Below are 12,148 nucleotides of genomic sequence, written 5' to 3'. Positions count from 1 at the left end.
TCCCAGGCCCCACCGGGCCCGAGCCGTCGATAGACACCACCAAGCGCCAGATGCCGGGGCCCGCCACCCAAGGGCCATTGAAGACCGACCCCGCCAAAGACCCAGAAGCCCCCAAGCTGCCCCACGAGCGCGATGAATCGGTGGACATGACCCATGGCGAGCCAGACCCGCAGATGCAGCAGGCCTACCGCGATGTAGAGCGCGGGCTGCAGGACACCGACCAGGACCTGCGCGCCCACCGCGTGGGCCACAAGCCAGCACGCCCATAAATGCTATTAAATTAATAGCTGATAGCGCTTATGCAGAAAGCGCTAGAGGCCATTTTGACATTGAAGCCGCATGCGCTGCGAGGGCCCGCGCTGCGGTTGGACGGCACCGCGCCATGCAACCTTGCCGCTGCTGCGCCCCCACAATCGGTCAGTCAGTCAATCAGGCCACGCGTCGCCCGTAGGCACAAAACCCCGGCTTGGGGCTCTTTTTTTGCGGGTGCAGGCGGCAGGTGTCGGGCCGCTGTTCATACACCGTGCACAGCCGCGTGGTGGGGTGCAGAAAATTGCAGTCCCCACTGGCCCGCCGTGCCATGGTGAACACCACATTCTTGTGGTTGAAGTGGTCAATCAGCCGCGCCTTTTGCAGCCGCTTGGCAATCTGCCGCGGCTCCTCATGCTCGGCCTCAAACGCATCCACCAACCCCAGCCGCACCAGGTCGGGCAACTGCACCTCCAGCGGCATGGTGCAGCAGTTGGCCGCGCAGGTGTCGCACAAGCCAGCGCGGTAGCGGGACCAGATGTCCAGGCGGTCTACGTCGACGATGGAGATGGGGGATTTCATGCGGAGGGGCGCAGGTCTTGGCAAAGCCTTGAAGAAAATTTGAGCATTTGGCGCTGAGATTTGCACCCGCTGCAATCGAAAAATATTGAAGACGGATTTTTGGCAAGCACAGGCTGCGATGCGATTTGCCAGGTTTGCACCAGGAGCGCTGCGTCAACGCCCGGCACTATAGCCGCTCAGTCCGCAGACTGTGCGAGGACGCTCGCAAACCTATGTGACAGGTGCTGCCATATCCAAGCGCAGATGGGCTGGTGTTGCTGCCCGCCACGTACCCCTTCGCCAACCGGTGTCTGGTTGTGCTGGAAGGCATGCAAGTCTGGTGCACGACGCATGCAGGACTGGGCACAAATGGTGCCAAGTAACCCATATGCGGGATTTTGTTGGCGCATGACAGGCTTTTGACGCAAAAACACCTACCAAAAAACTGGCACAACACTTGCTTTATTGAGTGCGTGTTGCTTGTGTACAAGGATGTATTCAAGCAATTCCTGATTGTCACAGCCATTGTTAAATTAAGGAAACCCCATGTTGCCTCGCCGTCTCCTGCTTGCTTCTTTGACCTCTTCCGCCTTGGCTCTGGCCCTATCCATAGCCACGCCCGCACAGGCGGCAGACAAGGTGATCAAGGTGGGCACACTCAAACTCATCCACGGCATCACGCCCTACTTCTACGACAAATTCACGCCCGCGGGCTACAAGATTGAGGTCATTCCGTTTGAAACGCCCACCGATGGCAAGAATGCCGTGGTAACCAAGTCGGTGGACTTCGGTACTTACGGTCTGGCCGCAGCCACGCTGGGCGCGGCAGCAGGCGAGCCCGTGGTCATCGTCGCCCCCACCTGCAATGGCGGCATGGCGATTGTGGTGGGCAAAAACAGAGGCATTGGCAGCTTCAAGGCGCTCAGGGCCAAGCGCATCGGTATCCTGCCGGGCTCCACGCAGGAGGCGGTGTTCCTGGACCGCCTCAAGGCAGAGGGCATGACCCTCAAGGACGTGAAGTCCGTGCGGGTGTCTTTCAGCGAAATGGCCGGTGCGCTGGAGCGCGGCGACATCGACGCCTTTGTCGGCGCCGAGCCCGGCCCCTCCATCAGCGTGATTCGTGGTGTGGGCAAGGTGCTGGAGTTCCCCTACAGCACGCCCACCGGCAAGGTCAACATGGTGATGACCGCGCATGCCGATACTGTAAAGAAGGATCCGGGGTTGACCAAGGTGTTCCTGGAGATCCACCGCAAGGCTTCCGAATACGCCATGGCCCACCGTGCAGAATTGGTGCAGATGGCCGGAGCCAAGCTGGGCCTGCCCGCCGATGTGGCCAATCTGGCGGCCGACAACGTGGAGCTGACCTGGAAGATCGATGAAGACTGGATCACGCGCAGCAAGTACTACGGCTCGCTGATGCTCGAGCGCAAGCAGATCCGCAAGCTGCCCGAATACAGCAGTTTCATCGTGACTGGCTTCAACCCCCAGTAAGCCCGCCCAGCCTGGCTGCGCGCGGCGCAGCCAGCGCTGCCGGATGCGTGCTGCGCATCCCCTGCCAGTTTTCGGAATTTCTGCCATGCCTTCTTCTACCCTGGACCTCCACGCACGTGCGACCGCGGCCCCGACTGTACCTGCTGCAGCCCCCGCCAGCCACGTCGCCCCTGCCTCTGCGGAACTGGTCATGCCGCCCCTTCCCAGCGCGGCCCGTATCTGGATGACGACATGGCTGGTGCCCGCCGTGCTGCCCCTGCTGTTGCTGCTGGCCTGGGACGTGGCGGTGCGCGCCACAGGGACCATGCTGGTGCCTTCGCCCCAGGCCGTGGGCCTGATGCTTTGGGACTTCGCCTTTGGGGGCATCTACGACGATGCCTTCAGCGAAACCCTGCCGACCCACTGGCTGCAGTCCATGACGCGGGTGTATGGGGCTTTTGCGCTGGCCGCGCTGGTGGGCATTCCCCTGGGGCTGGTCATCGGCAAGAACGCCGCCATCCGCCGTTTTGTGGACCCCACGCTGCAGATGCTGCGTCCCGTGCCTGTCACGGCATGGCTGCCCCTGTCCATGATCTTCTTTGGCGTCGGGCCCAACGCCGCCATCTTCCTGGTGTTCCTGGGGGCGTTTTTTCCCATTGTCATAAACACTACCTTCGGCGTGAAGTCGGTGGAGCCGCGCCTGTTTGAAGCCGCCGCAATGCTGGGCTGCAAGGGTGCCTCCATGTTCCGCCAAGTGGTGCTGCCCGCAGCCATGCCCTCCATCTTCAACGGCCTGCGCCTGGGCCACGGCATTGCATGGTTCCTGATTGTGGTGGGCGAGATGACCGGTGTGCCCGAAGGTTTGGGCGCGGCCATCATGGACGGCCGCATGCTCTCGCGCACCGACGTGGTTATTGCCGGCATGGTGGTCATCGGTTTCACTGGCTTTGTCACCGACCGCCTGCTGGTCGCCCTCAACAACCGTCTGCTCAAGTGGAGCCCGCAACACAATGTCTGAGATCCTTGCCCACCGCACCCCTGCGCCCATCCTGGACATTAGCAACGTCAGCAAGGTGTTTAGCCTGAATGGCCTCCCCTTCTACGCGCTGAAGGATGTGAACCTGAAGATTCAGAAGGGCGAATTCATTTGCCTGATCGGCGCCTCGGGCTGCGGAAAATCCACGCTGCTACGCATCATGGGCGGCTTTGAAAGCGTTTCCACCGGCGCTGCCAAGATGTACCACACCCCCATCAGCGAGCCCGGACCGGACCGTGGCATGGTGTTCCAGGACTACGGCCTTTTCCCCTGGCTCACTGTGCGCCAAAACATCGCCTTCGGCCCCAAACAGCGCGGGCTGCCGGACGCCAAGCTCAAGGAGATTGCGGACCATTACCTGCACATGGTGGGGCTGACCAAGTTTGCCGACCACTTCCCCAATCAGATCTCGGGCGGCATGAAGCAGCGCGTCTCAATCGCGCGCGCTCTGGCCAACGACTGCGAAGTGCTGCTGATGGATGAGCCATTTGGCGCCCTGGATGCGCTAACACGCGAGGTGCTGCAGCAAGAGCTGCTGGACATCTGGGCCAAGACCAGGCTGACAGTCATATTTGTGACCCACGCCGTGGAAGAGGCAGTGCTGCTGGCCGACCGCGTGGTGGTGATGACTGCCGGGCCCGGCCGTGTGGAACGCGATTACCGCATCCCGCTGGGGCGTCCCCGATGCATCACCGAGCCCGAGTTCAACCGGGTGCGCCAGGAGCTGACTGAAATGCTTAGCAGCCATGTGGCCTACCACGCGAAAGCCGCCTGATGCTGGACCCCTTGCTCGACCTGCCCCAGGGCGCGCGGGATGCGGCTTATGACAACACCAAGGCCGTGGCCAATAGCGCCCAGCAACTAGCGGACTTTGAAGTGCGCAGCGCGGCCCTTGCGGCACATCCCCAGGCGCTGCTGGATTTGCCCTACGGCCCTTTGCCACGCCAGCTGCTGGATTACTGGACGGGCGATGCCAGTGCGCCCACGATGCTGTTCATCCATGGCGGTTATTGGCAGATGCGGCACAAGAACACCTTTCGCTTTGTCGCAAAAGGTGCGTTGCAGCACGGGGTGCATGCGGCGCTGATCGGTTACACGCTGGCGCCCCAGGCCTGCCTCACGCAGATCGTGCATGAGGTAGAGCAAGGCATCGCCGCCGTGCGCCAGCAAGCGTTGGCGGCCGGCGGCAGTGGCCGCATACTGCTGTGCGGCTGGTCGGCGGGCGGGCACCTGACGGCCATGGGCCTGGCCTGTGACGGTGTGGTAGCGGGGTTGGGCCTCAGCGGCATCTATGAGTTGGAGCCTGTGCGCCACACCTTCCTGAACCATGCCCTGCAGCTGACGGAGGCCGAGGTGGCACAGCTCAGCCCCTTGCGCCTGCCGGTGGCGGACAAGCCCCTGATGCTGGCCTATGGAACGGCCGAACTGGTTCAGTTGCAGGCGCAAAGTCTGGCTTTGGCCCAGCATCGCCGTGCCGCGCCTGGCACCTGTCTGGCAGTGCAGGGGGCTGACCATTTCAGCATCCTGAACGCCCTGGCCGACCCGCAGGGAGTGGCGCTGCAGGCCTTGCTGGCGCTGGGCGGCAGATAAATAACGGACTGCGAGTCCGGTTTTTCCTAGAAGTCCGCGCATATCAGGCGGTCGTTCCCGCCTTTTTTGGCTTGGCATTTTGCAAGGTGTGCAAGGTGATGTTCTTCACCTCGTCGCGGCTGACGCAGATGTGCTTTTGTAGTAGCACCTTGGCCTGCAGGCCGTCGTGCTGCAGCAGGGCGTGCAGGATGCGGCTGTGCTCGTCGTAGGTCACATCGATGCGATAGCAGCGCGTGAATTCCAGGCGCCGCACGATGCGGATGCGATCCGTGATGTCACGGTGTATGCGTGCCATCTCCTGATTACCGCTGGCCTCCACCAGATCGATGTGAAAGCGCTCATCCATGCGGGACACCGCTTGCGGGTCTGTCAGGCGGTTCTGCGGCGGCACGCACCACAGGGCGCACAGTGCGGACAGACGTTGCTCCAGGTCCGGTGCGAGTAGCAACAGGTCCACGGCAGCGCACTCCAGCACGGCGCGCACGTCATACAGCTGCTCGAACACGGCAAAGTCGATGCTGTTGACTACCCAGCCCATCTTGGGCGTAACTGAGATATAGCCTTCGCGCTGCAGGCGCATGAGGGCTTCGCGCACGGGGGTACGGCTCATGCCCAGCTGTGCGCCCACTTCGCTTTCACTGAAGCGGTCACCGGGAATGTAGTGAAAATTGTCGAGGGCCTGGCGCAGCTTGTCGTAGGCCGTGTTGGCGAGGCTGGTGGGTGCCACAGGTGTCTCCTGGTGAGGGTGCGTTGTGAAGTGGTTTCTGGTGCATGGCGTGCCAAATCAGGGTGCGCGCCTGCACCACAGGGGCAAAGGATCACAGGGCCATGCAGTACGCACGCCAACCCCCGTAATGGGTGATGTCCTGGGCATTCGCCAGGGCCGCACCTTCGCAGATAAAACCCTTGACGCTGCGTCCATCCTGCAGCGTGACGCTGCCAATGCCCAGAGGTGCCGGAATACCGGCCACGAAGTGCCCCAGGGTGGCAATCGGCATGTCCCACACCTCTACGGCAATCGCCGCGCCCTCGGCCGCCCGGGCCAGGCCGGGCTTGGCGGGCACTGTGCCTTGCAGGGCATAGAGGCGGTAGTGGGGGGCCGTGTGCGTGGCTTCGCGAAAGCGCGCACCGCAGGCAAGCAACTCGTGGTTCAGCGGCATGCCGCACAGGTGGGCTCCGACCACGGTCACCGCAATGGTTTCGCCCTGGGTGGGCACGTGCCAGCCCGGCAGTGCGCCCAGGGTGCGTGTGGGCCGCCCTGTGGCGCCCGCGGTCAGCTGGGTCTGGGCTTCCAACTGCTGCGCCCAGCGGACCAGATCGGGTTCGCGCCAGCCGGGCGCAATCAAGGTGATGCCAAACGGTAAACCGCTGGGCAGCTGCGCGGCAGGAATGGCGATGGCCGCCCAGCCCAGCAGGTTCACGAAGTTGGTGTACGTGCCCAGCTCGGAATTGGCTGCTAACGGCTCTGCCTGCAAATCGGCCATGCTGGGGTGGCGCGGCGCGGTGGGCACGCACAGCACATCGCAGGTTTGCCATATCTTTTCGGCCTCTTGCTTAAGGGTCTGCAGCTGGTATTGCGCGGCAAAGGTATCGGCTGCATTGAAGCGCTGATGCACGTCCAGCACCTGCCGAATCACGGGCAGCAGGGCTTCGGGTTGCTGCTCGTAAATGCTGCGCGCGCCCACCACCCGCTCGGCCACCCAGGGGCCTTCATACAGCAGCCTGGCCACTTCGAACAAGGTGTCAAACGCCAGGGTCTGCACGCTGGCCGTCTGAGCTTGCAAACGGTTTACATAGTGCGTGAACGCGAGTTCGTAATCGGCCGCCAGCTTACGTGCGGCGGGCACGGCCACCCGCAGCTGCGCTAGGGGCAGGTGCTTGGGGATGACTGGGCGGGCCTGCGAATAGGCGTCCCGCGCGTCTGGACCTTCCATGATGGACAGCGCCAAAGCGCTATCTGCCACGTTCAACGCCAGAATGCCAATGCAGTCCAGCGTGCGGCAGGCGGGCACCAAACCGGTGCCACTGACGGCACCAGGGGTGGGCTTGAGTCCCACAATCTGGTTGAAACCCGCAGGCACACGGCCCGATCCCGCAGTGTCGGTCGACAGCGCAAAAGGCACCAGACCACGCGCCACCACGGAGGCCGAACCCGAGCTGGACCCCCCGGACACCAGGGAGGGATCGAAGGTGTTGGGCACCGCCCCATACGGCGATCTCACACCCACCAGGCCGGTGGCGAACTGGTCCAGATTGGTCTTGCCCAGCACGATGGCACCCGCCTGCTTCATGCGCTGTACGGCCACCGCATCCTGCGTGGCCTCGTAGGCAAATGCCGGGCAGGCTGCCGTGGTGGCGAAGCCCGCCACATCGATGTTGTCCTTGGCGGCAAACGGAATGCCGTACAGCGGCAACTGATCGCGCCCAACCGACTGTTCCAGGGCCTTGAGCTGCTGCACCTGCGCCTGCAGCTGTGCGGCCGTGGCCACGCTGATCCAGGCCACGTCACCAGGGGGAAAGCCCGCACGTTGCTGCTCCAGCAACACTGCAGGGTCCGCCCCTTTTTCGTATGCGCGTTTCCAATCTTCAAATGAGCCAATCAGCATGATGAATACCTAGATGTATACAAGATGCTGGGTTAAAGCAGGATGTGTGCCAGATTCGGGCGCGCGCAGCGCGTTGTCCCTGGGGAAGTTATTGCGAGGTGGGCCGCGTTGTCGCCCATGACGCTAAGCAGGATGCGGTGTGTGTCAGGGGTAAATTGGGACAGCCAGAAAAAGAAAAGGCTCGGAGCCTTATGGGGCTCCAAGCCTTTGTTTACATGGGCGTAAGCAGCTGCGATTTTTATTGTAGGTAGCCCCAAAAGCAGAGAATCACGGTTCTTTCAAATCAAGACCTTACGACGGTTCTGGAACCAAAAGTTGAGAAGCCGGTATCCATAAGGTGAGAAACACTTCCGCTCAGTTCTTGCTCAGCCCACAAACAGCATCCAAAAAATCCAACTCACCCATGAAGTGGAAGCCAAGGACGGCCCACGCGATGGTCGGTATCGCTTTCGGATGAGGTAGGAAACTATACAACCTTAAGTCCGGTGTTGCATCTGGTTCGTTCGCGCAACCCAAACGCGTCAGATGATGCGGAGGCGTCCGTGGCGCATACGAGAATCAACCACTGAAGTTCGCCTCAAGCAGGTGCTCGGCGAATTTCTGCCCCGCCTCTGCAGCGGCGGTTGGGTTGTTCAAGTGAACATGGAGGTTGCAGTGAAAATCGACCGTGAAGAGTTGTACCGACGGGTTTGGGAGACCCCGGTCACCAGATTGGCCAAAGAATTCGATATCTCGGATGTGGGGCTGGCCAAAGCATGCCGCAAGCACGCGGTACCGCTTCCACCGGTTGGCTACTGGACAAAAATCAAGCACGGCAAGGTCATCCCCAAGCCAGCGCTCCCTCAGAAAGCCCCGGTCCTTATTGAATTGGATGCCGCACGGTTTCGCGCGTCGGAGCCAGCCCAGAAGCTGCGGGTAGATTTGCCTTCCGTTGCGGTGGTGGTCCCGACCGCTAAGCTGCCAGAGCAGTTTGGCCCTTACACCGCTGCCACGAGGAAGCGACTCCCCAAAGACAAGCCAGATGCCTACGGTTTCGTTGGAAGTGCAGGTCCTGCGTTCTTTGAATGCCGACTCAGTGCCGGGGCCGTTGAGTCGGCATGCCAGATTCTCTACGCCATCGAAGGTGCTTTGCCAAGCGTAGGCGCCAAGCTTGTCAAGGGAGAGCAATGCCTGCAGGTTGAGCATGACGGCGAGCGGGTCCACTTCAAACTCGTAGAGCAATACACCCGTCAGCAGCATGTGGTCAGCGACAAATACTACAAAGGCTGGGACGGAAAAGAGTATGTCTACACATTCACCGGCAAATTCGGTCTTGAAATCGAAGGAGACTTCTCGGGTCGCAAGCGCTGGACGGACGGAAAGACTGCGTCGTTGACGGAGAAGCTCGGGGATTTTGTGCACGGGCTTGTTGAGGCTGCCGCCGCAACCAGGCGGCACGCAATTGCACGTGAAGCAGAGCACCGTCGTTGGGAAGAAGAAGCCAGGCGGCGTGAAGAAATACAACGCGACCTTCGCGCTGTTGAAGACTTCAAACTGAAGCTGCTCGCCGAGGCCGCGGCGTTTCGCGAGAGTCAACTGATTTCAGCGTACTTAGAACGTGTGCACGAACAGCTCGCAGACGACAGGAACGCCCTTGCTCAGCCTGCAAAGGACTGGCTCGATTTGGCACAACGAATCGCATCCAAAGTCGACCCCACTACAAGACGGGTTGAGCGCCTCAAATCTGGAATTGCATCAAGTTCGCATGGCGGCGGCTACTTTGGCGACGCGCTGAAATAGGGCGCGACAAAGTGCAAAAGCATGCGTCTTTTAGATTGGTGTGGTGAGCACTAGCGATGAGGACCTACGTCGATGACGCAGGCATGTTTGAAACCACTGTTTTCAAACTGCAAAGAATTCGCACGCGCTGCCGATGAGAGATTTCGAGCGTATCCACGAGGATTCGCGACCACTCTGCAACCCGAAACTTCGTAATCAAAAGAGTCGTGCACGTGGCCGTGTAGCCAGATGTCTGCCTTCTGCATAAGCTCAGTCAGGTCGCTCGCGAAAGCAGCGTTGAGAGGTTCTCCTGCGTACCGGGGGTGAACCGAGAGAGGGTGTGGCGCATGGTGGGTGATAACCACGGTCGTCCCGTCGTAGTCGCGAGCCAGTTCGCTGGCAAGCCATGCCCTTGAAATTTCATGGTCCCGTAGCGCGTGCACGGGCGAAAACAGTTCTCCACTCAGGGTCCAGATGAGCCTGTGGTCGTTGAGGCAGCGCTGCGCGTTTTCCATGAGCTGGAGTTGGGTGAGCCCGCATTGCAGTCGGTAGTCTGTCCAAAGCGTGCAACCCAAAAAGCGGACACCACCAAAATCGACAGCTTCGCGCTCCAGAAATCTGACCGATGTGCCACACGATGCGGCCTTGAGCTCGTCCAGGACGGAATCGATGCAGCCGTTGTAGGCTTCATGATTGCCCAGTACGTACAACACGGGGACGGGCCAATTGGCAAACAAAGCAATTGCGTCTGCCGCGTGACCGATGTCACCGGCGAGAACCAGAACATCGGCCTGATGTGTGGGGCGAATCAGCGTTTCGCCCGGGAACCGGCGAGCCAGGTGTTCAAGGTGCAGGTCCGAAGCAAGTTGAATTTTCATATGGAAGCTCTTTCCGATTGCGCTTGTGAATCGACAGCTCAGGCAGCGCTTGTTTTCTCTCGAAGGCCCGGAAGCAGCGCGGCCTGCGCGAGGTCCGAAAGGCGAACGAGCGCTCCGCGGACCGCACCACTTGCCAGTGGCTTTCCGCCGAGCGTTTCGATGCCTCCCAGGCGCTCTAGGAGCTCAGACGAACGGGCGTTGAGCGAATGAGCCAGAGTCGTCAGAGGAACATAGGTACTGTGGAACTTGATGAGGTGCTCTGGCAGCACTACGCGGCACGGTTGCCCACGAAGCACGACTGGGACTGAATCGAGCAAGCCTTCGTCTATCCAGTAGCTCACGCTCTCCCACTTCCAGCCAGTGAGCTTGGCCAACTGGTGCACCGACAACCCGGACTCCAGGATGGGGGTGCTGAAGTGTTGTCGGACATCGGAGAGCCGGTACTGGAGTCCCCCAACCTTCTCCGCCCCACCGATGCACGCAATCCCTCCTCTCAAGATGGCCTGCAACGCTGCCTGTATGGCTTTCTTGTCTCCCATGCGCCGACTGGTGAATTCCTTGAGCGCGATGCGTTCACCGCCTTCTGACGTCTTGCGTTGATGGGATTTCAGAACTGTGGCCAGGCGTTCCATTGATTGCCCTTCCACAGGCCCTGACTTGAGGATGTCGGCGCGCCAACCTGGGTCAGCCATGAGCAGGTTTGCAGCCACCATTTGCGCGAGCACTGCGGGAGGTACACCCAGGGCCTCGCAGGCTGTGGCTTCGCTAACCCAGCGAACGCGAGCGGCATGAATACGGTCTACCTCGGAGATGGGAATTTCGTAAGCCACCCCTCTCGTGCCAAACCGCCGGGTGCGATGTTGTAGCTGGTTAGCGGCCACGAGACTCAGCAGCCGGTCTCGGCTCACCCCAAGTTGCTTGGCGGCCTGCTTGAGCAGCATATGGCTATTGCTCTCACCAGCGACCGAGCCGGCTGCATCCAGACCGAGGATGCCGTCGAATTCCGATGCCGCCACTTTCATGACGCACGCCATGAACGGCTGAAGCGGGCCCACTGCGCAAACAGCCTTGAGCTGTTGATACCACCGACCCAACAAGGAGTTCAGCGTTCGCGCTTGCGCATCTCCCGCAGCGATGCGCTCGCTCACATGGGCTTCAAAACCCACAGGCCAGTCGGACAGCAAGTCGTCCACGGGACCTAAAAACTCCACAGCTTCCTGGACTGCCTGCGGTGCCGCTGCATTGCGCCTGGGGTTGGGCGCGTCAGGCTCAGCCAGCAGGCATAGCGTACGAACCAGCTTGCTCAGCGCAGCTATGGGAACACCTTCGACCTGAGGCTCCACGCCCATGGTTGTCGTGCCCTCACTTGCAAGAAGTCCCGCCAGCCACAGCTGTGCCTTGGTTGCGGGCGCCACAGGCAGTTGTCGCAAGTCCTGGCCACACTGGCACTGCTCGATGCGCTCCCTCGAAGACGACAGCATCTCGGTGCAGGCGCTGCAACGGTCGACCAGTTGAATGCGATGGTGGGAACAGGCAACCGCATACGCATGTTCCCAGTGCGCGCGAAGATGGGCGGACTCTTTGATGCACTCTGGGCAGACCGCGTCATGTGCTGAGCGATGGAGTCCCCGCCATTGGCGGGCACTGTCTTCTCGCAGTGATGCCTGAGCAGTCCAGGCCGGGTCGATGCCAAGTACTTGGGCCATGTAGTCGGGTCGCCCCAGAATTCCTGTGCGTGATGGCGACACCTGCGCCATGCGCGCAAGCTCCCGCCAGTTCCAAAGCGAGTTGCTGGCAGAAAGTCGACGGTAATAGCCCAATGCCGATTCATCGGGTTTGGGGCCGAATGTTTGGACGAGTTTCACGATATTAGGGCTACGCTGAACAAGCCGTCGAAAATTTCCGCGCAAACCTGGATGACGCAGTTTTTTGGACTTTTATGCCTCTCGCGCGGCCCATTTGGGCAGTTCGCGGGGCGCTGAGGCCCGATTTCCGCCCTT

The 12,148-nt window shown here is 61.1% G+C and carries 11 protein-coding genes; 6 read left to right on the top strand and 5 right to left on the bottom strand.

The features are described from left to right. Positions 1–269 (top strand): hypothetical protein (locus DTW89_RS16895; protein WP_114656771.1); only part of this gene is annotated, 269 nt, incomplete at its 5' end. Positions 270–429: 160 nt separating this feature from the next. On the opposite strand, the gene DTW89_RS16890 is transcribed toward DTW89_RS16895, so the two are convergent. After that, positions 430–831 carry a YkgJ family cysteine cluster protein gene (locus DTW89_RS16890; protein WP_114656770.1) on the bottom strand — a complete coding sequence of 134 codons (402 nt, stop codon included), beginning with the start codon at positions 829–831 and terminating at the stop codon, positions 430–432. Between the two features lie 570 nt (positions 832–1,401). Between DTW89_RS16890 and DTW89_RS16885 the strand changes: the two genes are divergently transcribed. The 4 genes from DTW89_RS16885 (at position 1,402) to DTW89_RS16870 (ending at position 4,906) form a co-directional block, all read left to right on the top strand. Beyond that, a complete protein-coding gene (locus DTW89_RS16885; protein ID WP_236637184.1) occupies positions 1,402–2,301 on the top strand; it encodes an ABC transporter substrate-binding protein in 900 nt (299 codons plus the stop codon). A 190-nt stretch (positions 2,302–2,491) separates the two neighbouring features. Next, positions 2,492–3,298, top strand: a complete 807-nt coding sequence (locus DTW89_RS16880; protein WP_114656768.1) for an ABC transporter permease — start codon at positions 2,492–2,494, stop codon at positions 3,296–3,298. Then, positions 3,291–4,091: an ABC transporter ATP-binding protein gene (locus tag DTW89_RS16875; RefSeq protein WP_114656767.1), complete on the top strand. Its 801-nt coding sequence runs from the start codon at positions 3,291–3,293 to the stop codon at positions 4,089–4,091. Before DTW89_RS16880 ends, DTW89_RS16875 begins: the two co-directional genes overlap by 8 nt. Continuing rightward, positions 4,091–4,906, top strand: a complete 816-nt coding sequence (locus tag DTW89_RS16870; protein ID WP_114656766.1) for an alpha/beta hydrolase — start codon at positions 4,091–4,093, stop codon at positions 4,904–4,906. Before DTW89_RS16875 ends, DTW89_RS16870 begins: the two co-directional genes overlap by 1 nt. 43 nt (positions 4,907–4,949) lie before the next feature. Here the strand turns inward: DTW89_RS16870 and DTW89_RS16865 are convergent, their stop codons facing one another. Then, entirely contained in the window at positions 4,950–5,633 is a 684-nt protein-coding gene (locus DTW89_RS16865; protein ID WP_114656765.1) for a GntR family transcriptional regulator, read from the bottom strand. A 91-nt stretch (positions 5,634–5,724) separates the two neighbouring features. Then, positions 5,725–7,512 (bottom strand): allophanate hydrolase, encoded by a 1,788-nt coding sequence (gene atzF, locus DTW89_RS16860; protein ID WP_114656764.1) that lies wholly within the window; start codon positions 7,510–7,512, stop codon positions 5,725–5,727. Positions 7,513–8,166: 654 nt separating this feature from the next. Here atzF and DTW89_RS19350 point away from each other — a divergent pair. Next, positions 8,167–9,291, top strand: coding sequence for a hypothetical protein (locus DTW89_RS19350; RefSeq protein WP_147277673.1), 1,125 nt, complete (start codon positions 8,167–8,169; stop codon positions 9,289–9,291). Between the two features lie 50 nt (positions 9,292–9,341). On the opposite strand, the gene DTW89_RS16845 is transcribed toward DTW89_RS19350, so the two are convergent. Together DTW89_RS16845 and DTW89_RS16840 are read right to left on the bottom strand one after the other, a co-directional pair. Beyond that, positions 9,342–10,148: a metallophosphoesterase gene (locus tag DTW89_RS16845; protein ID WP_114656761.1), complete on the bottom strand. Its 807-nt coding sequence runs from the start codon at positions 10,146–10,148 to the stop codon at positions 9,342–9,344. Between the two features lie 38 nt (positions 10,149–10,186). Next, complete coding sequence (locus DTW89_RS16840) at positions 10,187–12,013, bottom strand: TniQ family protein (RefSeq protein ID WP_161555647.1); 1,827 nt, start codon at positions 12,011–12,013, stop codon at positions 10,187–10,189. Positions 12,014–12,148: the final 135 nt, after the last annotated feature.

It is taken from the genome of Acidovorax sp. BoFeN1 (assembly GCF_003345135.1).
GTDB lineage: Bacteria > Pseudomonadota > Gammaproteobacteria > Burkholderiales > Burkholderiaceae_C > Acidovorax > Acidovorax defluvii.
The sequence above is the reverse complement of the archived record's forward strand: the minus strand, read 5'-3'. Positions and strand labels throughout refer to the sequence as shown.

Bases quoted from the DNA above. Each gene is read 5' to 3' on its own strand.
- DTW89_RS16880 (WP_114656768.1), top strand. From the start codon at position 2,492: ATGCCGCCCCTTCCCAGCGCGGCCCGTATCTGGATGACGACATGGCTG.
- atzF (WP_114656764.1), bottom strand. From the start codon at position 7,512: ATGCTGATTGGCTCATTTGAAGATTGGAAACGCGCATACGAAAAAGGG.
- DTW89_RS16875 (WP_114656767.1), top strand. From the start codon at position 3,291: ATGTCTGAGATCCTTGCCCACCGCACCCCTGCGCCCATCCTGGACATT.
- DTW89_RS16845 (WP_114656761.1), bottom strand. From the start codon at position 10,148: ATGAAAATTCAACTTGCTTCGGACCTGCACCTTGAACACCTGGCTCGC.
- DTW89_RS16870 (WP_114656766.1), top strand. From the start codon at position 4,091: ATGCTGGACCCCTTGCTCGACCTGCCCCAGGGCGCGCGGGATGCGGCT.
- DTW89_RS16890 (WP_114656770.1), bottom strand. From the start codon at position 831: ATGAAATCCCCCATCTCCATCGTCGACGTAGACCGCCTGGACATCTGG.